This is a genomic window from Streptomyces sp. NBC_01723 (assembly GCF_036246005.1).
GTDB lineage: Bacteria > Actinomycetota > Actinomycetes > Streptomycetales > Streptomycetaceae > Streptomyces.
Map to the genome: position 1 here is coordinate 4,313,443 of NZ_CP109171.1, position 23,536 is coordinate 4,336,978.

The 23,536-nt window shown below is 70.2% G+C and carries 21 protein-coding genes and 1 tRNA gene; 9 read left to right on the plus strand and 13 right to left on the minus strand.

Annotated elements, in window-relative coordinates; genetic code table 11:
* Nucleotides 1-132: 132 nt before the first annotated feature.
* Nucleotides 133-1,992, plus strand: coding sequence for a S9 family peptidase (locus OIE75_RS19930; RefSeq protein WP_307013988.1), 1,860 nt, complete (start codon nt 133-135; stop codon nt 1,990-1,992).
* A gap of 139 nt (nt 1,993-2,131) precedes the next feature.
* On the opposite strand, the gene OIE75_RS19935 is transcribed toward OIE75_RS19930, so the two are convergent.
* Nucleotides 2,132-4,084 carry an NAD-binding protein gene (locus tag OIE75_RS19935; protein ID WP_329474023.1) on the minus strand — a complete coding sequence of 651 codons (1,953 nt, stop codon included), beginning with the start codon at nt 4,082-4,084 and terminating at the stop codon, nt 2,132-2,134.
* A gap of 233 nt (nt 4,085-4,317) precedes the next feature.
* Between OIE75_RS19935 and OIE75_RS19940 the strand changes: the two genes are divergently transcribed.
* On the plus strand, nt 4,318-4,827 hold the full coding sequence (locus OIE75_RS19940; RefSeq protein WP_329471645.1) for a hypothetical protein: 510 nt from the start codon (nt 4,318-4,320) through the stop codon (nt 4,825-4,827).
* Between the two features lie 77 nt (nt 4,828-4,904).
* On the plus strand, nt 4,905-6,452 hold the full coding sequence (locus OIE75_RS19945) for a flotillin family protein (protein WP_307013992.1): 1,548 nt from the start codon (nt 4,905-4,907) through the stop codon (nt 6,450-6,452).
* 46 nt (nt 6,453-6,498) lie between these two features.
* On the opposite strand, the gene OIE75_RS19950 is transcribed toward OIE75_RS19945, so the two are convergent.
* Nucleotides 6,499-6,807, minus strand: coding sequence for a zinc-ribbon domain-containing protein (locus tag OIE75_RS19950; RefSeq protein ID WP_307013994.1), 309 nt, complete (start codon nt 6,805-6,807; stop codon nt 6,499-6,501).
* A 291-nt stretch (nt 6,808-7,098) separates the two neighbouring features.
* Between OIE75_RS19950 and OIE75_RS19955 the strand changes: the two genes are divergently transcribed.
* The 4 genes from OIE75_RS19955 to OIE75_RS19970 all read left to right on the plus strand — a co-directional run bounded on the left by OIE75_RS19955 (nt 7,099) and on the right by OIE75_RS19970 (nt 10,957).
* Nucleotides 7,099-7,380, plus strand: a complete 282-nt coding sequence (locus OIE75_RS19955; RefSeq protein WP_307013995.1) for a DUF3040 domain-containing protein — start codon at nt 7,099-7,101, stop codon at nt 7,378-7,380.
* A gap of 129 nt (nt 7,381-7,509) precedes the next feature.
* Nucleotides 7,510-8,745: a cation:proton antiporter gene (locus OIE75_RS19960; protein WP_329471646.1), complete on the plus strand. Its 1,236-nt coding sequence runs from the start codon at nt 7,510-7,512 to the stop codon at nt 8,743-8,745.
* A gap of 258 nt (nt 8,746-9,003) precedes the next feature.
* Complete coding sequence (locus OIE75_RS19965) at nt 9,004-10,533, plus strand: nuclease-related domain-containing protein (protein ID WP_329471647.1); 1,530 nt, start codon at nt 9,004-9,006, stop codon at nt 10,531-10,533.
* Entirely contained in the window at nt 10,505-10,957 is a 453-nt protein-coding gene (locus tag OIE75_RS19970) for a hypothetical protein (RefSeq protein ID WP_329471648.1), read from the plus strand. Before OIE75_RS19965 ends, OIE75_RS19970 begins: the two co-directional genes overlap by 29 nt.
* A 402-nt stretch (nt 10,958-11,359) precedes the next feature.
* Here the strand turns inward: OIE75_RS19970 and OIE75_RS19975 are convergent, their stop codons facing one another.
* From OIE75_RS19975 to OIE75_RS20020, 10 genes are all read right to left on the minus strand, one after another.
* Nucleotides 11,360-11,785, minus strand: a complete 426-nt coding sequence (locus tag OIE75_RS19975; protein ID WP_329471649.1) for a PIN domain-containing protein — start codon at nt 11,783-11,785, stop codon at nt 11,360-11,362.
* Entirely contained in the window at nt 11,782-12,060 is a 279-nt protein-coding gene (locus OIE75_RS19980) for a CopG family transcriptional regulator (protein ID WP_329471650.1), read from the minus strand. Before OIE75_RS19980 ends, OIE75_RS19975 begins: the two co-directional genes overlap by 4 nt.
* A 63-nt stretch (nt 12,061-12,123) precedes the next feature.
* The gene (locus OIE75_RS19985) at nt 12,124-13,020 is read right to left on the minus strand and encodes a phosphorothioated DNA-binding restriction endonuclease (RefSeq protein WP_329471651.1); all 897 of its coding nucleotides are present in this window, start codon (nt 13,018-13,020) and stop codon (nt 12,124-12,126) included.
* Nucleotides 13,021-13,076: 56 nt separating this feature from the next.
* Nucleotides 13,077-14,879 (minus strand): hypothetical protein, encoded by a 1,803-nt coding sequence (locus OIE75_RS19990; RefSeq protein ID WP_329471652.1) that lies wholly within the window; start codon nt 14,877-14,879, stop codon nt 13,077-13,079.
* A gap of 122 nt (nt 14,880-15,001) precedes the next feature.
* Entirely contained in the window at nt 15,002-15,589 is a 588-nt protein-coding gene (locus OIE75_RS19995) for a hypothetical protein (protein WP_329471653.1), read from the minus strand.
* 323 nt (nt 15,590-15,912) lie between these two features.
* Complete coding sequence (locus OIE75_RS20000) at nt 15,913-16,698, minus strand: hypothetical protein (protein ID WP_329471654.1); 786 nt, start codon at nt 16,696-16,698, stop codon at nt 15,913-15,915.
* Between the two features lie 122 nt (nt 16,699-16,820).
* A complete protein-coding gene (locus tag OIE75_RS20005) occupies nt 16,821-17,510 on the minus strand; it encodes a DUF488 family protein, N3 subclade (protein ID WP_329471655.1) in 690 nt (229 codons plus the stop codon).
* Between the two features lie 242 nt (nt 17,511-17,752).
* Nucleotides 17,753-17,826, minus strand: a tRNA-Pro gene (locus tag OIE75_RS20010).
* Between the two features lie 67 nt (nt 17,827-17,893).
* Entirely contained in the window at nt 17,894-18,643 is a 750-nt protein-coding gene (locus tag OIE75_RS20015; RefSeq protein ID WP_329471657.1) for a Pr6Pr family membrane protein, read from the minus strand.
* A 161-nt stretch (nt 18,644-18,804) separates the two neighbouring features.
* On the minus strand, nt 18,805-19,734 hold the full coding sequence (locus OIE75_RS20020) for a metallophosphoesterase (protein WP_307014001.1): 930 nt from the start codon (nt 19,732-19,734) through the stop codon (nt 18,805-18,807).
* A 142-nt stretch (nt 19,735-19,876) separates the two neighbouring features.
* Here OIE75_RS20020 and OIE75_RS20025 point away from each other — a divergent pair, with 142 nt between their 5' ends.
* Nucleotides 19,877-20,341, plus strand: a complete 465-nt coding sequence (locus OIE75_RS20025; protein ID WP_329471658.1) for a GatB/YqeY domain-containing protein — start codon at nt 19,877-19,879, stop codon at nt 20,339-20,341.
* Between the two features lie 106 nt (nt 20,342-20,447).
* Here the strand turns inward: OIE75_RS20025 and OIE75_RS20030 are convergent, their stop codons facing one another.
* The gene (locus tag OIE75_RS20030; RefSeq protein ID WP_329471659.1) at nt 20,448-22,736 is read right to left on the minus strand and encodes a transglycosylase domain-containing protein; all 2,289 of its coding nucleotides are present in this window, start codon (nt 22,734-22,736) and stop codon (nt 20,448-20,450) included.
* Between the two features lie 460 nt (nt 22,737-23,196).
* On the opposite strand from OIE75_RS20030, the gene wblA reads away from it, so the two are divergent.
* Nucleotides 23,197-23,535 carry a transcriptional regulator WblA gene (wblA, locus tag OIE75_RS20035; protein ID WP_064729040.1) on the plus strand — a complete coding sequence of 113 codons (339 nt, stop codon included), beginning with the start codon at nt 23,197-23,199 and terminating at the stop codon, nt 23,533-23,535.
* Nucleotide 23,536 lies beyond the last annotated feature (1 nt).

The following is a 23,536-nucleotide window of genomic DNA, read 5'->3' on the forward strand; positions in this document are numbered from 1 at the left end:
TACGGGGCGGGCCGGTGCGCACCTGCTTCGGGGCTGTGGAAAACGTGCGGGCCGGCGGGTGGACGGGCGAGGTTGTCCACAGGCTGGGGATCCCGTCTGCGCGTTGTCGGCAGGTCGGGGCAGTATGGGGCCATGACTGAGAGCAACGGGTCCGTTCGGTCGGACAAGTCGTCGGACGAGGCGGACGAGCGGCAGACGCAGGGCGAGCAGATGCCCGAGTGGGAGAAGCGGTTCCGGGCGCCCAGGGTGTCCCTTCCCGACTGGGCCGAGGACGCCCCGGACCGCTCCCTGTTCGTGTCGAACGCGACGGGGACGTACGAGCTGTACGCCTGGGACCGCTCGTCCGGTGACCAGCGCCAGGTCACCGACCGGCCCAACGGCACGACGGACGGCGTGCTCTCGCCCGACGGCGACTGGATCTGGTGGTTCGACGACAAGGACGGCGACGAGTTCGGCGTCTGGCGCCGCCAGCCCTTCGCGGGCGGGGCGGACGAGGCGGCCGTGCCGGGCCTCGACCCCTCCTACCCGGCGGGCCTCGCCCTCGGCCGCGACGGGCGTACGGCGGTGGTCGGCCGCTCCACCGACGAGGAGGGTACGACCATCCACCTCGCGCGCGGGGACGGCGCCGCCCCCGCGGAGATCTACCGGCACCGCGAGTCCGCGGGCGTCGGCGACCTCTCGCACGACGGCACACTGATCGCGATCGAGCACACCGAGCACGGCGACGCGATGCACTCGGCGCTGCGCGTGCTGCGCCCCGACGGCACGACGGTCGCCGAGCTGGACGACACGGAGGGCGGCGAGGAGGAGCTGGGCCTGGAGGTCCTGGGCTTCGCGCCGGTCGACGGCGACACCCGCCTGCTCATCGGGCACCAGCGCCGGGGCCGCTGGGAGCCGCTGGTGTGGGACGTGGCGACGGGGGAGCAGACCGACCTCGCCCTGGAGCTGCCGGGCGACGTCAGCGCCGAGTGGTTCCCGGACGGCAGCGCCCTGCTGATCGTGCACGGCTTCGAGGCCCGCAGCGAGCTGTTCCGCTACGACTTCGCCGAGCGCGAGCTGGCCGAGATCGAGACGCCCGCGGGCACCGTCTCCGGGGCGACGGCCCGCCCGGACGGCACCGTGGAGTACCTGTGGTCCTCGGCCGCCGAGCCCTCGGCCGTCCGCTCCACCAGCGGCCGTGTCGTCCTGGACCCGCCCGGCATGAAGTCGCCGCGCTCGGTCCCGGTGGAGGACGTGTGGGTGGAGGGCCCCGGCGGCCGCATCCACGCCCTGGTCCAGAAGCCCGCCGGCGCGACCGGCCCGCTCCCGACGGTCTTCGACATCCACGGCGGCCCGACCTGGCACGACAGCGACTCCTTCGCCGCCGGCCCGGCCGCCTGGGTGGACCACGGATACGCGGTCGTCCGCGTCAACTACCGAGGCTCCACCGGGTACGGACGCGCCTGGACCGACGCCCTCAAGCACCGGGTGGGGCTCATCGAGCTGGAGGACATCGCGGCGGTGCGCGAGTGGGCGGTCACCTCCGGCCTCGCCGACCCCGGCCGCCTCATCCTCACCGGCGGCTCCTGGGGCGGGTACCTCACGCTCCTCGGCATCGGCACCCAGCCCGAGGCGTGGACCCTGGGCATCGCCGCCGTCCCGGTCGCCGACTACGTCACCGCGTACCACGACGAGATGGAGGGCCTGAAGGCCCTCGACCGCACCCTGCTGGGCGGCACCCCCGAGGAGGTCCCCGAGCGCTTCGAGGCGTCCTCCCCGCTGACCTACGTCGACGACGTCAAGGCCCCCGTCTACATCTCGGCCGGGGTCAACGACCCACGCTGCCCGATCCGCCAGGTCGAGAACTACGTCAAGCGCCTGGAGTCCCGCGGCGCCGTCCACGAGATCTACCGCTACGACGCGGGCCACGGCTCCCTGGTCGTCGACGAACGCATCAAGCAGGTCCGTCTGGAACTGGACTTCGCGGAGAGGCACCTGCCGAAGGGCGCGTAGTCTCTCGGCTCGATCCTCTTTCCCGACCGGGACGGGTGGTGGGTGGGCAAAAGGCCGGGGGTCCAGGGGGCGGAGCCGCCTGGGCGGGGCTGCGGGGCCGAGCCCTCACATTCCCGCCCACCCCCACGCCGCCGCCCGCCTACCCGGGGGACCGCTCCCGCGTACGCCGCCCCAGCAACTCCGCCAGCCCCCGCCGCGTGGCCGCCAGCACCACCCGATCCTCACCCCGGAGGACATACGTGTCGGGCAGATCCCACACCAACCGGGACTCCCGAGGCGCCTCGCCCTCCTCGTCCGCCTCACCCTCGCCGGAGGCGGACCCGTCCGCCACCTCCAGCGCCAGCACCCGCCACGCCCCCGCCCGGAAAGCCTCGCCGACCGTCCGGCCCTCCAGCTGCGGATGCCCCGCCACCTCCACCGCGGCGAACAGCAGCACCCGCCGCTCGACGGGAATCGCCCCAAGAATCTGACGCCCCATCATCGCCCCGGCGAAGGACGGCGCCGCCAGATGCGTCACGCTCCGGCTCCGGGTGAGCGCACCGGGATGGGCGGCACGCAGAGTGCGGTACACGGCGGTCGCGAAGTCGTCGTCGTACAGCCGCAGCACCACCCGCAGCCCCGACCGCACGGACCGCCCGTACAGCACCGCCTCCAGGTTGGTGGTGTCCACACTGGTCAGCGCGAGCAGCGAGTGCGCGCGCTGGATCTTCGCGGCCTCCAGCACCCCCTCCTGCGTCACGTCCCCCAGCACCACCGGCACCCGCAGCCGCCGGGCGGTCGCCAGCCCCCGCGCCTCGGGGTCGGCCTCGACGCAGACCACCGGGATGTTCATCTCCCGCAGCCGCGTCAGCACCCGTGTGCCGATCTTGCCGAGACCCAGCAGCACGACGTGTCCGCCGATCCCGCGCGGCGGCTTGCGCAACGCGGTAGCGGTACGGAAGGTCCCCAGGGCCTCCAGTACGGCCGCCAGCAGCACCGGAAGCAACAGCAACCCCACGAACCCGGAGAGAAGTTGCAGGATCTGACGGCCGATGTCCGCGTTGTGGGCGGGTTCGTTGATGGAGAACAGGTCGAGCAGCGTCACGTACGTCGCGTGCACCGGATGGTCGTCCGTGACCACCATCAGCGCCACGGCGAGCGCGACCACGCACGCCGCCAGACCGGCCAGCGACCACCGCAGCCGCCGCGAGAACAGCTCGGCGAACGGCGGCACGCTCGCGCGTCCGGCGGGCAGCGACGGTCCGGAGTACGACACCTGCTCCAGCGCCACGGTCCCGCGCCCGGTCGCCGCCTGGACCGCCGCCGCGTCGGGCAGCAGCTGCGGACCCTCGCCGCTGTCCTCCGAACCGTCCGCCCCGGCAGGGTCGTTGCTCGTCGTGGAGAGCAGCGCGAGGGTGCACAGTCCGGGGTCGGCGACCTGGCCTGGGAGGGGCGGGTTCCGTTCCACCGCGCGCAGCAGCAGGCCGTCGGTCTCCACGATCTTGCTGGTGCCGACGAGCGCGGTGGCCGCCAGCGCGGGCGCGGCCGTGTCGGCGTCGGACAGCACGGTCGTGGAGGACTCGGCGGCGCCCGACCCGGTGGCGTCCCCGTCACCGGTCGCCAGTGCGGCGCTCTGGTCGAGGAGATCCTCGATGTGCTGGCCCAGGCGCCGGTTGTACAGGCGCAGCACCAGCCGCAGCCGTGGGTTGAGCCGACGGGCGGTCAGGGCCGCGCGGATGTTGGTCTCGTCGTCGTCGTACACCAGCGCCAGCGCGCCGGCCCGCTCCACGCCCGCGTCGGCGAGCACGTCCTCGGTCGGCTCGGTGGCCTCCAGTTCGCGGCCCCCGCCTTCACGGCCCGCCCCTTCACGGCCCGCCCCTTCACGGCCCGCCCCTTCGCGGCCCGCGCCGCCCTGGTCGCCGTTGCCGCTCCGGTTGACGGCCGCGGTGACCATGTCCAGCAGCGCCGCCGAGGCCGCCCGGGCCCGTCCGACCACCGGCTGCCGCACCCGGCGCCCGGAGGGCGGGACGACGAGGGTGACCTGTTCGCGGTAGACGCCGCGCAGTTCGGCGGCGAGGCGATGCGCCAGCCCGTCGTCACCGCACACCACCATGTGCGCGTACGCGTCGCCCTGCGGAACCTGGTTCGGAACGCTCCCCGTATGAGTCCCCATTTGAAGAAGGACAGTACAGGCGCCGGGCGCGGTTCCCGGAGGGCCCGAAGAGGCCGAGGGCGGCATCAAGAACGCATAAAGATTGCCGGAACACGGCAATGACGCGCTCCGGCGCCGGATGTGAGGATTCTTCTCACCGGAGCTCAGCGACGGGTGGGAGGGGGACGGCACACATGGCCTGGTTTCTCGGAATCGGCATCACGGGGGTTGTGCTGCTCGCCCTGTCGCTGGTCTTCGACGGACTGCTGGAAGGCGCGCTCGACGGAGCGCTGGACGGCGTCCTGGAGGGGTGGCTGTCGCTGCCGGTCGTCGCCGGATTCGTGGCGATGACCGGCTTCGGTGGCGCCATCGCCCTCGGCACCGGCTGGACCGGACCGGCGGGGGCCGCCGCGGCCGGCGCGGTCGTGGGAGTGTGCGCCGCCTGGCTGACGTACCGCTTCAGCCGTGCGCTGATGCGCGACCAGACCGCCGTCACACCCAGCACGAACGACCTGCTCGGCACATCCGGCAAGGTCGTGACCGCCATCCCGGCGGAGGGTTACGGCGAGGTGCTGCTGCGGCTCGCGGGCCAGCCGTTGAAGTGCGCGGCGCGCAGCGCGGTGCCGGTGGCGCGGGGCGCCGAGGTGTGGGTCGAGGCGGTGCCGACGGGGACGTCCGTCGTGGTCCGCCCGGTGGACCGCTGACCACCCCCATCTCCGTTCTGTCTCTTCCGATCTCTGTCTTCTCTGTCTCTATCTCTGTGTGATTCGGGGGCGTTGTCATGAGTCCTGTCGTCATCGCGGTGCTGGGAGTCGTCGTACTCCTGGTGCTGCTCGCACTCGTCGTGGTCAGCCGCTACAAGGTGGCCGGTCCGAGCGAGGCGTTCATCGTCACCGGCCGCCGCGGCAAGAAGTCCACCGACCCGGAGACGGGCCGGGTGTTCACCGACAACAGCGGCCAGAAGGTCGTGGTCGGCGGCGGCGTGTTCGTCGTGCCGTTCGTGCAGCAGCGGTTCACGCTCGACCTCTCCTCCCGGCACATCCCGGTCGCCGTGCGCGGCGCGGTGACGCTGCGCGGGGTGAAGGCCCACCTGGAGGGCGTCGCGATCGTCAAGGTCGGCGGCACGGAGGACGCGATCCGCGCCGCCGCGCAGCGGTTCCTGATGCAGCAGGACGGCATCGTCGGCTTCACGCAGGAGGTGCTGTCCGGCGCGCTGCGCGCGATCGTCGGCCGGATGTCGGTCGAGGACGTCATCCGGGACCGGGCCGCGTTCGCGGGCCAGGTGGCCGAGGAGGCGGAGGCGAGCCTGTCCGGGCAGGGCCTGGTCCTGGACGCCTTCCAGATCCAGGACATCACCACCGAGGGCTCCTACCTGGAGGACCTGGGCCGTCCCGAGGCGGCCCGCGCCAGGCAGGAGGCCGACATCGCCGAGGCCGTGGCCCGGCGGGCGGCCGAGCAGGCGCGGCTGAAGGCCGAGGAGGAGATCGCGGTCGCGCAGCGCACGCTCTACCTGAAGCAGGCCGAGATCAAGGCCGAGACCGACCAGGCGTCCGCCCGGGCCAACGCCGCGGGACCGCTCGCCGAGGCGGCCCGGCAGCAGGACATCCTCGCCGAGCAGGAGAAGGTCGCCGAGCGGCAGGCCGCGCTGAAGGACCGCCAGCTCGACACCGAGGTGCGCAAGCCCGCGGACGCCAAGCGGTACGAGGCCGAGCAAGAGGCGGAGGCCCGCCGGGTGGCGCGGGTGAAGCAGGCCGAGGCCGAGCGTTCCGCCGGGATCGCCGCCGCGCAGGCGGAGGCCGAGCGGGCCCGGCTCACCGGTGAGGGCGAGAAGCAGCGGCGTGGCGCGCTGGCCGAGGCGGAGGCCATCGAGGGTCTCAAGCAGGGTGAGGCCGAGCGCTCCCGGCGTGCGGCGATCGCCGAGGCCGTGCGGCTGGAGGGCGACGCGGAGGCCGCCGCGATCGGCGCCAAGGGCGCGGCCGAAGCCGAGGCGATGCAGAAGAAGGCCGACGCCTTCGACCGGTACGGCGACGCCGCCGTGCTCCAGATGCTGGTCGAGGTGCTGCCGCAGGTGGTGGCGAAGGCGTCCGAGCCGCTGTCGGCCGTGGACAAGATGACGGTGATCTCGACGGACGGCGCGAGCCGCCTGTCCCGCACGGTCGCCGACAACGTCGCCCAGGGCATGGAACTGCTGGGCTCCACCACCGGCGTCGACCTGGCGTCCCTGCTGAAGGGCATCACCGCGAAGGGCTCCACCGAAGCGGCCGGCCCGGCCGCACCGGAGGCGGCCCGCGCCGACTCCCGCAACGGCAAGGTGGAGATCACGGGCTGACCGCGCGGGCGGGGGTCGGCCGCCGGCCGTCCCCCGACGGCGCAGGTCAGGGCTGCTGGTACGGCTGCTGCGGCGCGGCGCCGTACGGCTGCCCGCCCTGCCCGCCGCCGGGGCCGCCCACGCCGCCCTGCGACTGGAGCTGCTCCGCCTGCTCCCTGGTCACCTGCTGCTCGGCGCCGCAGAAGGTGCACTGCGTCGCGTACTTCGTGGAGAAGGGGAACAGCGGCACGAAGAACAGCGTGAACTTCGTGACGCGCTTCCTGAGCGCGTGCGCGGAGGGATTCCCGCACTGTCCGCACACGAGCGTCAGTATCGCGAGCTGGTAGAGGTATCCCTTGGTGCCGAAGATGATCACGATGCGGTCCTTCCCGGGTCGGCCCCCGCGAGCACGCGGGACACGCAGATCTTCTCCCAGACTACGGAGGTCACCCGCCGTCCGCGGCTTCCCGGCGCAGCAGGTCCCCCGAGCCGGTACGGGAGTACGTCGCTCGATAATCGATGGACACGACAAGATCTGCACGTTTCCCTACACATCCGACGTCGCTGGATTTGGGTACCAATCCCGATGGTGCCCGGCATCCGCCGCGGGCGAGGCTGGGGTCGACTCCCCGGCCCCGGGCCCGAACCGACGCCGAAGGGGGGCAACGTGCCCGTGCCCGACGACCACCAGCTCAGCGAGATCGCGTCCCGTCTGCACCGCGAGGACCCCCACTTCGCGCGGGCCCTCGCCGACGGCCGCCCGCGCCGCCCCCGCGAGTACCGGTACCGGCGGGCCTGGCTCCTGCTCGCCGCCGCGCTGTGCGCGCTGGCCACCGGCCTGGTGCTGGCCCACGGACTGCTCATCGCCGCGGGCCTGGTCTTCGCCGGCGTGGCCGGTGAACTGCTCGACCCGCACCGGTACGAGCGCGACAGCGTGTCCGACGCCTGACGCGACCGGCTCTGCTTCATACCGGCCCACTCGGCTCCCCCCGGGGCACGTCGTGTCCCGGCGCGCCCTCGGCCGAGAAGGCGCACAGACGCCGCCACCGATCCGCATCCGACCGGAGGACAGACGCCCGTGCACCACACGACCGCCATGCTGATCGAACTGGGAGCGATCATCCTCGCTCTGGGGCTCCTGGGCCGCCTCGCGGGCCGGGTGGGCTTCTCACCCGTCCCCCTCTACCTGCTGGCCGGACTCGCCTTCGGACACGGAGGCATCCTGCCCCTCCAGGCCAGCGAGGAGTTCGTCGCCACGGGCGCGGAGATCGGCGTCATCCTGCTGCTCCTCCTGCTCGGCCTGGAGTACAGCGCCTCCGAACTGGTCACCAACCTCAAGACCCAATACCCCTCCGGAGCGGTCGACTTCGTCCTCAACGCCGTACCCGGCGCCGTAGCCGCGCTCATCCTGGGCTGGGGCCCGGTGGCCGCCGTGGCGCTCGCCGGCGTCACCTGGATCTCCTCGTCCGGCGTCATCGCCAAGGTCCTCGGCGACCTGGGCAGGCTCGGCAACCGCGAGACCCCCGTTGTGCTCGGCATTCTGGTCATCGAGGATCTCGCGATGGCCGTCTACCTGCCGATCCTCACGGCCCTGCTGGCGGGCGCCGGCCTGGCCGGCGGCGCCGTCACCCTGCTGATCTCCCTGGGCACCGTCGGCGCGGTCCTCTACCTGGCGCTCCGGCACGGCCGGCTGATCAGCCGCGCGGTCTCCTCGGACAGCGCGGAGATGCTCCTGCTGGTGGTCCTCGGCCTGACCCTGCTCGTGGCGGGCCTCGCCCAGGAGCTCCAGGTCTCGGCGGCGGTCGGCGCCTTCCTCGTGGGCATCGCCCTGTCCGGCGAGGTCGCCGAGGGCGCGAGCAGCCTCCTGACCCCTTTGCGCGACCTGTTCGCGGCCGTGTTCTTCGTCTTCTTCGGCCTGTCCACCGACCCGGCCGACATCCCGCCCGTCCTGCTCTCCGCCCTGCTCCTGGCCGCCGTCACCACGCTCACGAAGGTCGCCACCGGCTGGTACGCGGCACGCAGGGCCGGCATCCGGGGCGGGGGCCGCTGGCGGGCGGGCGGCACGCTGGTCGCCCGGGGCGAGTTCTCCATCGTCATCGCCGGCCTCGCGGTGGCCGTCGAGCCCCGCATCGGCCCGCTGGCGACGGCGTACGTCCTCATCCTGGTCGTACTCGGCCCCCTCACGGCCCGCTTCACCGAGCCGCTGGCCCGCCGCGTCATCGTCGCGAGGACGAGCACTACGGAGACGCGCACGGACGCGAGCACGGACACGGAGCCGACGACGCCCCCGGAGTCGGCACCCGCCAACGCGTGAGCCCGGCCCGGGGAGGGCTGCACCCTCCCGGGCGCCGATCACGATCAGCGTCTCACCGTCGGCCGGCCGGAACTCCACTTCGGCCCGGCGGTCGTAGCGCAGCCCGATCCCCAGCAACGGCGCAACGGCCGGCCGGTCGCTGGTCAGTCGGCATGGCCGAAGTCATTCGGTGGTGATGCACTGGGTCAGCCGTGCGCCCTGCCCTGTCCGTCGCTGATCGTTTTAAGCTCACTACTCCGCGTACGAGGGGAGCGTGGCATGGCGGCTGGTGGATCGGCATCGCGGCGGGCGCAGGAAGCGCGGCGGCAGGAACGGCTGTTCAGGGAGCAGTGGCAGACGGCGCGGCGACAGGCACGCCGTTGGGAAGCCGCCGGCGAGGGCGAACGTCGAGTCGCCGCACAGCTGTTGGTCCTGACGGCGCGTGGATGGCGGTTACTGGTTGACCGCAGGTGGCCGGGAACGCGAGCGGCCAACGTGGACATGCTGTTGATCGGTCCCGGTGGTGTGTTCGTTCTCGACGTCAAGAACTGGCGCTCGGCACCGCAGGCTTGGAAGGGGGAGCTCCGCGCCGGCCGCGATCCCGTCGATGAGCACGCGGCCAAGCTCCTGGCCGTGACGAAGGCGGCCGAGTCGGCGGTGGCATCCTTGGGGATGTCCCCGGTCGCGGTCCAACCCCTCATGGTTTTCGCGGGGCACCGCGTAGATGCAGCGCTGGGCAGGATCCGGCTACTGGGGGAGCACGAGGTCGGGCCCGCTCTGCTGTCGGAGCGCAGTCGACTTCGCGCCGAATCCGTACGTGCCATCGCCGACCATCTGGAGCGGGTCTTCCCCGAGTACGAGGGATCGTCCGTGACGCAGACGGCGCCGTCATCGTCTCAGGCGCAGTCCCAAGAAGAGTTGTCCGACGGGCTGTTCGACCTCGAAGGACTCCGCGAGGCAGCTCTGGAAGAAGCGCTGCAGGCGCCGATCGAACAGTGGATGACCTTCCTCCACCCCGACCAGATAGCCCTGGTGCGCCGCAACTGGGCCGGACCTGCACGGATCAGCGGCCCGGCCGGCACGGGCAAGACCGTCGTCGGCCTGCACCGTGCGGCACACCTGGCCCAGCGCACTACCGGTCGGCTCCTGTATGTCACCTTCGCCAACAACCTCCCGCGGGTCCAGGCGACCTTTCTCAGGACCATGTCTCCCGCCGTGGCCGACAGGGTCGACTTCCGAAGCCTGCACTCCTGGGCCCAGGAGTTCCTGCATGACAGCGGTGTCCCCGTCCGGTTGCACGGAGAAAAGGCTCAGACCGCTTTCAGCCTCGCCTGGAAGCACGTCGGCCGCAACAGCTGCCTGACCGAGATCGACCCGGCCCCGGGGTACTGGAAGGAGGAGATCGACCACGTCATCAAGGGGCGCGGCCTCACGTCCTTCGAGGAATACGCCACCGTGCCCCGCCGACGCCGTCGCGCGAGCTTGCGGCGTCCGCACAGGCAGGCCGTCTGGGCTCTGTACGAGGCGTACGAGGCGCTCCGCGTCGAGCGAGGTGTGCCTGGTATGGCGGCGGCGGATCTCCCCGAATTGTCGGGACGGGGCTGGGTTGGGGCATATGCTGTGCATGGCAGATCGCGCATGCCCGCTCCGAGTCATGGTGGCCCACGTCCATCGTGGCGGCGAAGACAAGGTTCCCCGAATCGCGCAGCAGCGTTCCGCCAGGTCATCCAAGTATCCGCGGCGGGGTGGACGTGGGGCGTCCCGTCCGATGGAGCACACGATGACCAGGAACCGTCGCAGCAAGGCTGAGATTCACGCCCACCAGGCAGCCACAGGAATGGCGTATCTGGTGGCCCGCCGACAGATCGCTGCCTTGGCCGAGGTGATGCAGCAGCATCCGCGGCTCAACTCCTTCGGCATCGGCGTTTTCGACCCCCTTCGCAAGACGGCCGAGCAGCGCCGGACCGACCTCGCCGCCGGCCGCGAGGAGTTGGCCGGAGGCGTGGCCATGGTGATGGAGACGGCCGAGTGGCTGCGCGAGAACGTCACGCCGATCAAGACCCCTGCCGCCAGCAGCTACAGCGTGAAACACGTGATGGAGCGGGCAACCGGCAGGTACGTCACCAATGGCGAGTTCATTGCCGCCGCTCTCGTCGCCGGCTACACCTTCAAGTACGCTCAGCCGAATGTGCTGTTCGGCATGAGCGCCCGGGACCTGAAGCGGATGAACTGAGCGCCCCAGCAGGGATCCCTCCGGCCGTCTGAACGGGCCTCAAAGGGGCTTGGTCTCCATGGGCGCTTCGTCGTGTGCGCAGGACCTTCGAGGTCCTGCGCACACGACAGCTTTAGCCAGGGCGCCGGTAGTAACGGCTGGCAGACCAACGGCACCTGACGGCAGCGCTCTTCGGTTTCCTGGCCGTGAGCAGAAGGGCAGCAGACTGTGCGCAGGACGCACGGGAGCGCGCCGAGTCCGAGGTCGCGAAGGCTGACGCGGCACTGAGTGATGAGAGCCCGGTCAGGTAGAGCGATTGACGCGTCTGTCCTGGCCAGGATCCGGGGCTTGAAGCCGTGCGGGATGTCCCACTCCCGGGCTGGTGCCATCCCAGCTGTGGGCCCTTGAGGGGCGCGGGTCGGGTCACACCTTCTTGACGACGATCGTGTCCGGGACCAGCTTCTCCAGGTCGTCGACGTCCGAGGTGAAAACGGTGACCTGTCCCTTCTGCTGTCGCGCGATCACGGCGAGCACGGCGTCGATCGCGTACTTGTGGCCGTGCAACTCGGCGTCGGCCAGGAGACGGCGGGCCTGGCGGGCCTCGTCCTTCCCGATGTCGGCGACCTGGAGCCGGGACAGTACCCAGTCCCAGCGCTGTTCGGTCGTTCTGCCGTCGTACGCCTCGACCAGGGTCATTGGCGACGTGACCACTTCGGCCTCCCCGCGCGCCGCGAGGTCGAGCCAGGCGATCATCTTCCGATCACCGCGCACGGCCAGGGAGAGGGCTTCACAGTCCAGGACGAAGACACGGAGCGGCCTCTGCCCGTGCTCACCGGCTCGCTTCTTCACGCAGCCTCTCCGGCGTTGTGTTGTCCGGAGGCGCGGCGCCGCTCGTGTTCGGCGTCGAGATCCTCCAGCTCGTCGAGGGCTGCCACACGCTCGTCCTCGGTCACGGGGCCGTGTTCTTCCTGCAGCCAGTCGACCAGTTCCAGGAGCCGGTCCCGGTCGCGCTTGAAGCGCAGCGCCTCGGCGACGTACGCCGACAGGCCCCGCTCGGCCGCGTCCGCGCGGATCTCGTCCAGGAGATCCTCGGGGATCGTCACGGTTACCTTCTTCGTCACCATATAAGAGACCATACTCTTGGTACCGCACTCCTTACCAGTGGGGTGCGGTCGACGATTCGACGGTCAGGTGGCCGTGGCGGGGCGCGGGCTGCCGTGGAAGACCTGGCTGGTGTGCCAGGAACGGTGGATCGCGGCGACGGGGTGGGCGCCGGGCTGAGGTCCGACGAGTGGTCGGTCGGCGAGCGCGATGACGTGTTCGCGGGCGGCGGGGCTGTGGCCGACGAAGCGCTGGGAGACCAGGATGCGGTGGCTCTCGCCGACACCGAGGACGCCCTTGTCGAAGAGCTTGTGGTGAAGGGAACACAGACACAGTCCGTTGTCGACGTCGTCGGGGCCGTCGAACGCCCACCAGCGCACGTGTGCGGCCTCCAGCCCGACCGGCACCGCGCCGATCCTGCCGTCGTAGCCGCAGAACGCGCACCGGTACTCGTAAGCCGTCAGGACTCGCTCCCGCATCCGCGGATCCCGCCGCCTCCGCACGGCGGCCGAGAGCTGTCCGGTCTCCGCCGGCTCCAGCCCCAGACCGACGGATTCGCACAGGTCGCCGTGGAGCGAAGGCGGGAAATGCAGGTCGAGCAGGACCCGTGCCATCCGGCCGAGCAGAGCCGGTTCACGCCGCAGCGCCGCCCGCAGTTCTGGCGACAGCCGCCCCGCGGCCCCCGCGGTCCGCAACTCCCGCACCCCGCTGCCGGGGCTGCCCGGTCCGCGATCGGTGCGCACCTCCCACACGCCGTCGCTCACCAGGTGGTGGAACGGGTAGGCCGGAGTCGTCCTGTTCGGCGGACCGTACTCCGTCAGCAGTCGCTGCAGATCTTCCTCCACCGCGCTGTACCGCAGTTCGTCGTCGGCATCCTGCTGGAACCGACCGAGGGCGTACAGCAACAGCAACGGCTTGTGCGGAGCGCGGGTCCCGTTTCTGCTCCACTGCCTCAGTTTCGCGGTGCGCTCCAGCCAGTCCATGACCGGCGATCGTAGTCGCGCCTCGTTGACCAGCGATCTGCGCATGTATGGAAAGCCTAACGAGTCGTGGTGAGGTGATGGCGACGTGTCGTGACCAGGTGGCGCCACCGTTCGCGGGTCTGTTGTTCTCCGTCGATCCACCGTGCTCGCGCGGTGTGCTCGGGAAGCGGAAGGCCGGCCATGAAGTGGGCGATGTCGACGTAGTGGGCGTAGTCGCTGCTCTGCGTCAGTTCGCGCAGGCGGATGATCGCGGTGGCGAGGTCGTCCTGGGCGTCGAGGACGGCATGGTTGAAGCACAGGGCCAGCTGCAATTTCGCCGCCGCGTAGGAAATGCCGGAGACGCCGATTTCAGCGAGCAGCACGGCCGCCCGGCCGGGCAAGTCGGCGGCGAACCCGGCATCGCGTACGAGCACGGCGATGCGAGCGGTCATCTCGCTGGAGCGCAGGCTGAGGTGGGACAACAGCCGTTCCGCCAGATCGAGTTCGTCATCGGCCCGAAGCGGATCGGAGAAGGAAACGGCGAAGGCGAGATGCGCCTGCACCACGGCGGTCTCGCCGACCACACCGTGCTCCTCGGCTTCGCTCCGGCCTGCCAGGTAGGCGGCTACCGCCCGCTCCATGTCGCCCTGCACCCACCACACGTCTCCCAGCACCCGATGGTGCCGACCCTCCCAGCCCAGCCTCCCCGCGGCTTCGACCGCGGTCGGGAAGTCTCCGGACAGTCGGCTCAGGTGTGCCAGGCCGCGCCGAGCCGCGGAAGCGAGCCGACCGTCGGCGGAGGCGACGCGCTGCATCCCGCGACGCGAATCGTCGGTCAGACCGAGGTCTCGCTGGGCCTTCGCCAGGTAATACATGGCCAGTTCGACCAGGTCATCGGGGAGCAGCTCCGAGGCGAGGACGGCCGAGAGCCGACTGGTCGTGCGTTCACGGTGCTCGTGCTGGCGCCGGGCGATGGCGCTCAGCGTTTCCACCAGGGCATCTGCAGCAGTCTGCAGGCCACCTGACGACGTGGCATCGACGGCGGGAAGCGCCAGCGGTTCCCAGACGGAATCCCCTACGTACTGGAATGCGGTATCGGCGAGCCAGCCGAGACCGAGACGGAAGTCCCGTGCGAGGAGCAGCCCTTGCTGGAGACAGCCGACCAGGACGACGCGATCGTGTCGCAGGTCCTGGCGCCACTGTGATTCCAGTGCGTGGAAGGCTCGTTGGGCCGCGCGCCGCCAGTCCTGCTCCGACCAGCGGTCGTCACTGCCGTCGTCCGCGCTGCGAATGGCGGAGCGGATCAGATCGTGGACATGGAAGGGCCACACACCGGAAGAGGACTCCCGGATGAAGGGGCGCTCGGTCAGCCGTAGGGCGGGCGCGTCGTGGTCCATGCCTGCGGCTTGGGTGGCCAGAGTTACAGAGAAAGCGCTGAGCAGGCTGACCGAGCGGAGCACGTGGCGCTCATCGGCGGTCAGGTCGGTGAGGGTACGGGCGATCAGGGCGGGGAAGTCGTGGTCGAAGTCGGTGACCTGTGGTTGCCTGCCGCCGCGTCGGAGTTCCAGGTAGCGCATGACCGACAGGTCCAGGTACAGAGGCAACCCGTGGGAGCGCTCGGTGATGATCCGGCGAACTGGTTCGTCGATCAGCGGCTGCCCGTCGCGGCTCAGCCTGCGGACCAGGTAGTCCTCGCAGTCTTCGGGAGGGAAGTCGCCGATCAGGACCTGACGGCCCGATACAGGTCGCCTCACATGTGCCGTGTCGGCTGCGAGACCGGGCCACGCGTGCGGCCCAGTCCAGTCGAGCTGCCCCTCCAGGCTCGTCTCCGCCCACTGGAGGCGGTTGCGTCCGGTGACGATGAAGAACGCGTTGGGCATCAACCACACGATGCGTTGGAGCAGAGCTCGAAGTCGCGGTGCGTGCGGTCACCGGTGTCCTCGAAGGTGTCCAGCAGGATCACGGGCAGGGCGCTCTTGTCGGTTGGGAGCTGGGCCAGGTCCTAGGCGAGAAGGTGCGGGTAGAAGCTGAGGGCCTCCAGGTCGGGCTCGGCCTCCAGGAGGTCGGCCAGGCGGGAACAGCCGGCGAGGGCGCGCACGGACTGGCGCCGCTCGCGTAATGCCTTGATGAACGCTCCGGCCCCGTGCCCGAGTGCACTGCCGACGGTGCCGGGCAAGAACAGGGCCTGGGCGACGTCGCTGAGGGCGGACTGCATCTGTTGGGGCAGGGTGGCAGCGGCGCTGAAGCGGCTCATCAGCCCGCCCCGGCGCAGGTAGTCCTCGATCGGTTCGCCCGGGTGGTTGTGCTCCCAGTAGCGGCGCAAGGCGGGGTCGAAGGCGGGCATCGGCCGGCCGAGCGCGGCGACGGCAAGGCGGATGGTGAGGACGACGCGTTCGAAGTCCATGCCCGCGGCGCGCGCAAGGTCGATGCGGACCGGCAGAGTCCGCTCGTCGGGGTGGGACGGCGATTCCCATTGCGCCGGGCGGTGCTCGCTGCGGGCTAGCGATGCCTCGATCTTGCGGGACAGCGTGGACTTGCCGATCCCGCCCACACCGTGGAACACGAGGATGTTGCAGCGGGGAGCTTCCAAGTCCTCCAGTCGAAGTCCGCACAGGTCACGTGCCGTATGTGCTCGGCGAGGCCGGCCGTTACGGCCTGCCACTGTGCCTGCCGGTTCGTGAACGCCTCACTGGCGGAGATGCTCCGGTCGTTCGAGCTGAACAGCGTTCGAAGGTCCCGCCTTGCCACCGCTCCCCCTGACGATCAACTGAGGCCAGGCCAAGCTCCGTTGACGACAGCATGGCACGCTCACATTTAGGCAGGTCCGCAGGCCGCATCCGGCATGCGGCAGTTGAGCCGACGGCCTCGGTCAGGGGACGGTGGCCACGGGTTCCCCATTCTGCGTACTCACCCTCACAGGTCGAACAGGCTCTCCTGGAAGTTCTCGACGATATCCCGTCGCGGGTAGAACAGGCCCAGCAGCAGGAACGTCTTGGGGCGGGCCGCGACGTTCCCGACGAAGCAGTGCACGGCCTTCTCCGGAGTGACCATCCGGTCGAACCAGCGCTCGCGAAGCTTCTCCTCCACGCCGTCCTTCCCGTAGTGACGAACGAACTTGCGGTACGACTCGCCCGCCTCCCAGTCCCTCAGCCCCATGTCGTGACCACCGCACTCCTGATCCGCGCATCGGAAGCTGTACCGGAACTCAAGTGGCACCCACTCCAGTTGGCGAAGGTCCTGCGCGAGTAGATCCAACTGATCTGCCAGGGCCGCCTTCGAAGCTGGCCAGGGCTCAGCAGGAGCGAAGCGGAAGCCGGTGAACTCATCTGGGCGGAAGACACCAAGCGACGTCCCTCGCAGCTCTTGGTCCCGCTTTATGGAGCACAGGGACGGCGCCACGAGGGGCTGAACATGCGAGAAGCGTTCGCGCCAGCCGTCCGCTGTCCCGAGGCGCTCGATGACCTTGAGGGTCTGCAGGTTGGGGCGCAAGCTCTCGGGACGGCGGTCCCCATGGTGTCGCTGCACGTCGACCTCGACGATCGAGTACTTGGCGAACTGGCTTTCTTCGTTCAGTAACCGGAACGGAACCGGGAAGAGCCGCACATGCTGGGGCGTTCCCTGGTCGAGCCGTATGCCGGCCACGCAACTCGTCTCGTGGTATCTCGCGGACAGTTCCGGATAGGTCTTGACCGTGATCATGATCCGTGCGCGCTGTCGACTCCCCGATCCCATGGTTGCCCCCTCCACAGATCTCCCGATCTGCTGATTGGAGGAGAGGCATGCGCTACGGGCAAGAGCGCGTGCAGGAGCAAGGGGCGAAGTCAGGCCAGGGGAATTACCGGCACGGCGGCCCGCTTGCGAACCGTCTCCAGGACGACCTGCCGGTGGCAGCGGCTCTCGTCCTTCTCGAAGCACAGCACCGCCACCCGCGACTGCCGGGCGTGCTCCGCGAGGCGGTCAAGATCGGACTGGGCCTCCTCGGACTGCAGCAGGCCACGGAAGCGTGCCCGCCCTACTTCGAGGCGGCCGTCCCAGAAGGGCTCCCGGTTGTCCTTCGGATTGCCCAGGCCACGCAGGTGCGTGTACTCAATACCGGCCTCCGCCAGGGCATCTCCGAGGCGGGTCTTGCTGAAGCCCTTCTTGCGGCTGATCGGCGTGAGCCGTACATCCGCCACGACACCGATGCGGCTGTCGACGAGCGCGGCGACGAACGAGTCGATGTCCCGCCCTTCGTATCCGGCGGACCACAGACCGGGCGTGACGGGCGCGACCTGGGTCGCCCGGAACAGATCATCGAGAGAGACCGCAAGAGCCTCGGCCACTGCGCCAACGGTCAGGAAACCTGGCTGGATCGCTCCCTCGCTCTCCAGGCGGCCCAGCGTCCCGACGGCGATGCCTGCCTCCTTCGCCAGCCGTTCCCGCGTCCACCCACGGTCTTCCCTTAACGCACGTACCCGCTGGGCGAGCGCACGGGCCCGGTCGTGAGAAGGGACTGAGCGATGACCTGCCATATGCGGTGTTCCTAACGACCGTTGGGGCGGCCCGCACGGTATTACTGGTCAGCTACGAGCCCGGGATTCGCGAATGCGCAGGTCATCGGGCGCGCGGGCGCCGCTGTTCCTGCGGCACTGGAGACTGCTCCTGGGAGAAGCCGACCAAGATCTTCTCCCAGATTTCTCCCAAGCGATCTCCAGGAACCACTCAGGGGCCCGACCCGCTCTGCGGATCAGGCCCCTGACCTGGAACTTCACTGTCGGGGTGGCGGGATTTGAACCCACGACCTCTTCGTCCCGAACGAAGCGCGCTACCAAGCTGCGCCACACCCCGATCGTCGCTGCTCGTCGCGGCGACGTCGTTTACTTTAGCCCACCGGTGGCCGGAGACGAAATCCGGTTTAGCGGGGTCGGCGGAGTGGGTTCGGGCGGATGTGGTCGAGGGTGATGAGGAGGACGGCCAGGGCGTAGAGGGCCAGGCCGACGAGGAGGGCGTTGCCCAGGACTCCCTTGAAGCCGTGCTGGTCGACGTCGAGGAAGGGGTAGAGGTAGCGGTCCTGCGTGCCGGGGAGCAGCAGCTCGCCGCGGGCCAGGGTGAAGGCCAGGTAGGCCAGGGGGTAGAGGAGCCACGTGGGGGCCTGGCGCAGGTGCAGGCGGCCGGGGACGGTGAGGAGGAGCCAGTCCAGGGCCGCGGCGACCGGGACCGCCGTGTGCAGGATGTGGGTCGCGGCCGTCTGCCAGCCCGCGCCGGCGCCGTCCGGTGCGACGAAGGGGCTCGCCGCGTTGGCCAGGAGCAGGTGGTGGACCAGGCCGGCGGTGGCGACGTAGAGCAGGGCCGCGCCCGTCACCGCGCCCGGCAGGGGGTGGTGGGCGGACCAGGCGCAGCGGGCGGACGCGATCATGACCAGCGCCAGCAGGAGGCCACTCTGGATCGTGAAGTGGCTCAGGGTCTTCAGGACCGGGCCGCCCACGAGCAGCTCGATCGTCACTCCGGTCAGCGCCAGCAGCGCGGTGAGGAGGCGGAAGACCGCGATCAGCCTGCGGCGTACGGGGGTCACGACGGCCGTCGCCGGTACGACCGTGGGCAGCAGGGCGCGGTGACCCGGGATCGGGGGGAGGTCCGGGATGTCCCTGGGTATCGGGGCTGTCATGGCCTCACGCTAGGCAGACCGGACATATCGGGCTATGCGGGTGGGCCGTGTGGGTTACCCGGGATACCGGGGTTACCCGGGTTACCGGGGTTACCCGGGTTACCAGGGATACGCGGGTTACCCGGCCCGCCGGCCCGCCGCCCTCCCCGTGCCGCGCCCCCTTACCGCCCCCGCGCCACCAACGTCAGCAGCGTCGCCTCCGGTGGGCAGAAGAAGCGGACCGGGGTGTAGCGGCTCGCGCCGCAGCCCGCGGAGACGTGGAGGTAGGACGTACGGCCCTCCGCCGTGTGCGTGGACAGGCCCTTCACGCGGTCCGTGTCCAGGTCGCAGTTGGTGACCAGCGCGCCGTAGAAGGGGATGCACAGCTGGCCCCCGTGCGTGTGGCCGGCCAGGATCAGGGGGTAGTCGTCCGCCGCGTAGGCGTCCAGGACGCGCAGGTACGGCGCGTGCACCACGCCCATCGAGAAGTCCGCCGTGCCGGACGGGCCGCCCGCGACCTCCGCGTACCGGTCGCGCTTGATGTGCGGGTCGTCGAGGCCGGTCAGCTCGACGGACATGCCCTCGATCTTGAGCGTGCCGCGCGTGTTCGTGAGGTTCTGCCAGCCCGCGGCGTCGAAGCCGTCGCGCAGGCCCTCCCACGGGTTGTGGACGACGCCCACGGCGGGCGGGTTGCCGTTGAGGCCGTGACGGCCCTGGAGCTTCTCGGTCAGGTACCGGCCGGGATTGCGGAGCTTGGGGCCGTAGTAGTCGTTGGAGCCGAAGACGTAGGCGCCCGGGAACTCCATCAGCGGGCCCAGGGCGTCCAGGACCTCGGGGACGCCCGCCGGGTCGGACAGGTTGTCGCCCGTGTTGATCACGAAGTCGGGGCGCAGGCCGGCCAGGGAGCGCAGCCAGCGCTGCTTCTTGCGCTGGCCGCCGACCATGTGGATGTCGGAGACCTGGAGCACGCGCAGCGGGCCCATGCCGGCGGGCAGGACGGGGACCGTGACCCGTCGGAGGCGGAACGAGCGGGGTTCGATCCCCGCCGCGTAGACCAGACCGGCGGCGCCAACCGCCGTGATTCCCAGGGGCACTCCGTATCGCGCGCGCATACGTCCATCGTGTCAGAAGCGGGGGCGAGGGGCCGACCACGGGGACGGCGGCCACGCTGATCCGCCCGCGGGTCCTCGGACCGACCGGCACTCGGGAAAATCGGCGGGCGATCGTCCGGCCGTACCTGCGACAATCAGGTCCATGACCACGCTCAAGTCGAAGCTGCACGCCGACCTCAACGCCGCGATCAAGGAGCGTGACGAGCTGCGCTCCTCGACGCTCCGGCTGACGCTCGCCGCGATCACCAAGGAGGAGGTCGCGGGGAAGGAGAAGCGGGAGCTCTCCGACGACGAGGTGCAGAAGGTGATCACCCGCGAGGCGAAGAAGCGCCGGGAGGCCGCCGAGGCCTTCGCGCAGGGGGGTCGCGCCGAGAGCGCCGAGCGGGAGAAGGCGGAGGGCGAGGTGCTCGCCGCGTACCTGCCGAAGCAGCTGTCGGACGACGAGCTGAACGCGATCGTCGCGCAGGCCGTCGAGGAGGCGAAGGCGGGCGGTGCCGAGGGGCCGCGGGCCATGGGCGCCGTCATGAAGATCGTCAACCCGAAGGTCGCCGGGCTGGCCGAGGGCGGCCGGGTCGCCGCCGCGGTCAAGAGGACGCTCGCCGTCTGAGCCGTACCCGTCCCCCGGGCAGCCGCCGGGCTGAACCCCACCCCGTAACGAGTGAGGGCGCCCTCCGCGAAAAGCGGAGGGCGCCCTCACTCGTACGCGTGCGGTCTCAGTCGCGTCCGCCCGGCCCGTTCCCCGGCCCCTGGATCAGGTTCCCGGGGAAGCCGCCGTCCCCGCCGCCGTTGCCGTTGCCGCCGCCGTTGTCCGACCCGCCGTTGCCGGTGCCGCCGTCGATCAGGCCGCCGATGAAGCCGTCGTCGCCGTTGTTCCCGTCGTCCTGGCCCGGGTCCTCGGCCCCTTCGTCGCGGCCCTTGTCCTTGTCCTTCTCGCCGTCCGGGATGTCGACGAGGTTGAAGGAGGGGGAGTCCTTGCCGGCCAGGGCGCCGGTCATGGCGTCCTTCCAGATGGGACCGGGAACCGCGCCACCGAAGACGAGCGGGTGGTAGACACCGCCGATCGTGATGTTCTTCATCTCGACCTTCTGGGTGGCGCTGCCGACCCAGACGGCGCCCGACATGTTCGGCGTGTAGCCGACGAACCAGGCGTTCTTCCGCTCGTCGGTCGTACCGGTCTTGCCCGCGTTGGCGCGGTCGCTGAGGCCGGCCTCCTTACCCGTACCGGAGTCGACCACACCCTGCAGCAGCGTGTTCACGCTGTCCGCGGTCTTCTCGGTCATGGCCCGGGAGCACGTGGACTTCGGCACCTCGAGCGACGTCTGCTTGTTGCCGACCTTCTGCGTGATCGACTCGATGGCGACCGGCGTGCAGTACATGCCGCGCGAGGCGAAGGTCGCGTAGGCGCTCGCCATGGTCAGCGGGGACATACCGACCGAGCCGAGGGCGAGGGCGGAGGGGTTCTGCGGGAGCTTGTCGCCGTTGCCCTGGTGGACGTTGAGCTTGTCCGCCATCTCGGACACCGGGCACAGGCCGATGTCGGCGAGCATCTGCACGAAGTAGGTGTTGACCGACTTGGCCATCGCCTCCTTCAGGCGGTACGGACCGACCTCCGACTCGTTCTCGTTCTCCACGCGGTAGCTCGAGTCGTTGATCCAGGGCTTGTCACAGGTCTGGATGGGGCTCGGGTAGTCCATGTCGTACGGCGACGAGTACTCCTTCGTCGGCGGTACGTTCTGCTCCAGCGCCGCGGCCGCCAGGAAGGGCTTGAACGTCGAACCCGTCGGGAAGCCGTAGTTGGAGCCGCCGTAGGCCGCGTCGACCGAGTAGTTGTACTCGGTCTCGTTCTTGCCGTAGCCGTACGGCTTCGACTGGCCCATCGCGACGATCTTGCCGGTGCCCGGCTCGACCAGCGTGCTCGCCGCGGCGACCGAGTCCGACTTGTTGACGTGGTCCTTGAGCGACTGCTGGACCGATTCCTGGGCCTGCGGGTCCATCGTCGTACGGATGGTCAGGCCGCCCTGGTTCCAGATCTTGGCCCGGTCCTTGCGGGTCTTGCCGAAGACCTTGTCGCTGAGGAAGACCTCGCGCACGTAGTCGCAGAAGAAGCTGGCGTTCTTCACGGCCGTGATGCAGCCGTTCTTGGGCCGGCTGATCTTCAGCCCGAGCGGGGCCTTCTTCGCCTTGTCGGCCTCCGCCTGGGAGATGTCGCCGACCTGGGCCATCCGCGTCAGGACGGTGTTGCGCCGCTTGGTGGCCTCGGCCTCGTCGTTGACCGGGTCGTACCGGCTGGGCGACTGGACGATGCCGGCCAGGAGGGCGGACTCCTGGACGTTGAGGTCCTTGGCGGACTTGGAGAAGTAGCGCTGGGCGGCGGCCTCGACGCCGTACGCCTGCTGGCCGAAGAAGGTGATGTTCAGGTAGTTCTCGAGGATCTTCTTCTTGCCCAGCTCCTCCTCGACCTGGATCGCGAGCTTCAGCTCCTGGATCTTGCGGCCGAGGGTCTGCTGGGTGGCCTGGGCGACCTTCGTCGGGTCGTCGCCGGCCTCCTCCACGAAGACGTTCTTGACGTACTGCTGCGTGAGGGTGGACGCGCCCTCGGAGACCTCACCGCTGCGCGCGTTCTTGTTGAGCGCGCGCAGGACGCCCTTGAGGTCGATCGCGCCGTGCTGGTAGAAGCGCGAGTCCTCGATCGCGACGATCGCCTTCTGCATGTACGGCGAGATGTCCTTGAGGTCGACCACCGTGCGGTCGCGCGAGTAGACCGTGGCGATGGTGCCGCCCTCGGCATCGAGGATGGCGGTGCGCTGGCTCAGCGGGGGAGTCTTCAGGTTGGCCGGGAGGGCGTCGAAGCCCTCCACCGACCCCTTGGCCGCGAGCCCCAGCGCGCCTACGGCGGGCAGCGCGATGCCGGCCAGCACCGCTCCCGCGAGCACACTGACACCGAGGAACTTGGCGGCCTGCTGCGTTGGCGACAGACCTCCGCCCGAGCGCTTCTTTGGCATGGAGGCAGCCTACGTTCTCATTCGCCGGACACGCGTATATGCCTTGGCCTAAGCTGCACTCAACTGTCACAGCAGTGCGGCCACGTATCAATACGTCCGGCGACCCCGAATCGTTCCGGATCCGCTCGGTTTTTTTCTGAGGGCCCCCATTGGGGGGCGTGTTGGTGTGTGGCGGCGCGTGCCACGGCGTGTGGATTACGTGTCCGAATCCGCCTTGTGTGTCAATCGGTGTCCGTTGTGGCGCAAGAGAGATGACCCGAATGTCGGGATCGTCGCGCATGTCGCCAGCTCACTCCCCCGGGTGATCTGCCGCTTACCCATAGTCCGTTCGGGCCATTCAAGATTGGGCCCGAAGGGGGTGTTGCGCTGTGCCCACCTTCCGTAACGTCCTCAACTGGCGGCGGTGAATATGCCGCTGCCGCCGTGGGGGAGCCTCGATTCGGGAGAGGACGGCGCCGGTATGGGCTGGGTAACCGACTGGAGTGCGCAGGCCGCCTGCCGCACTACCGATCCGGACGAACTGTTCGTTCAGGGAGCAGCGCAGAACAGGGCCAAGGCGGTGTGCACCGGGTGCCCGGTGCGGACCGAGTGCCTGGCCGACGCGCTGGACAACCGCGTCGAGTTCGGCGTGTGGGGAGGCATGACGGAGCGGGAGCGCCGCGCACTGCTGCGCAGGCGGCCCACCGTGACGTCCTGGCGCCGGCTGTTGGAGACGGCGCGGACGGAGTACGAGCGGGGGGCCGGCATCCTGCCTCTCGACGACGACGAGGTGTACGAGAACTACATGGCCGTGGGCTGAG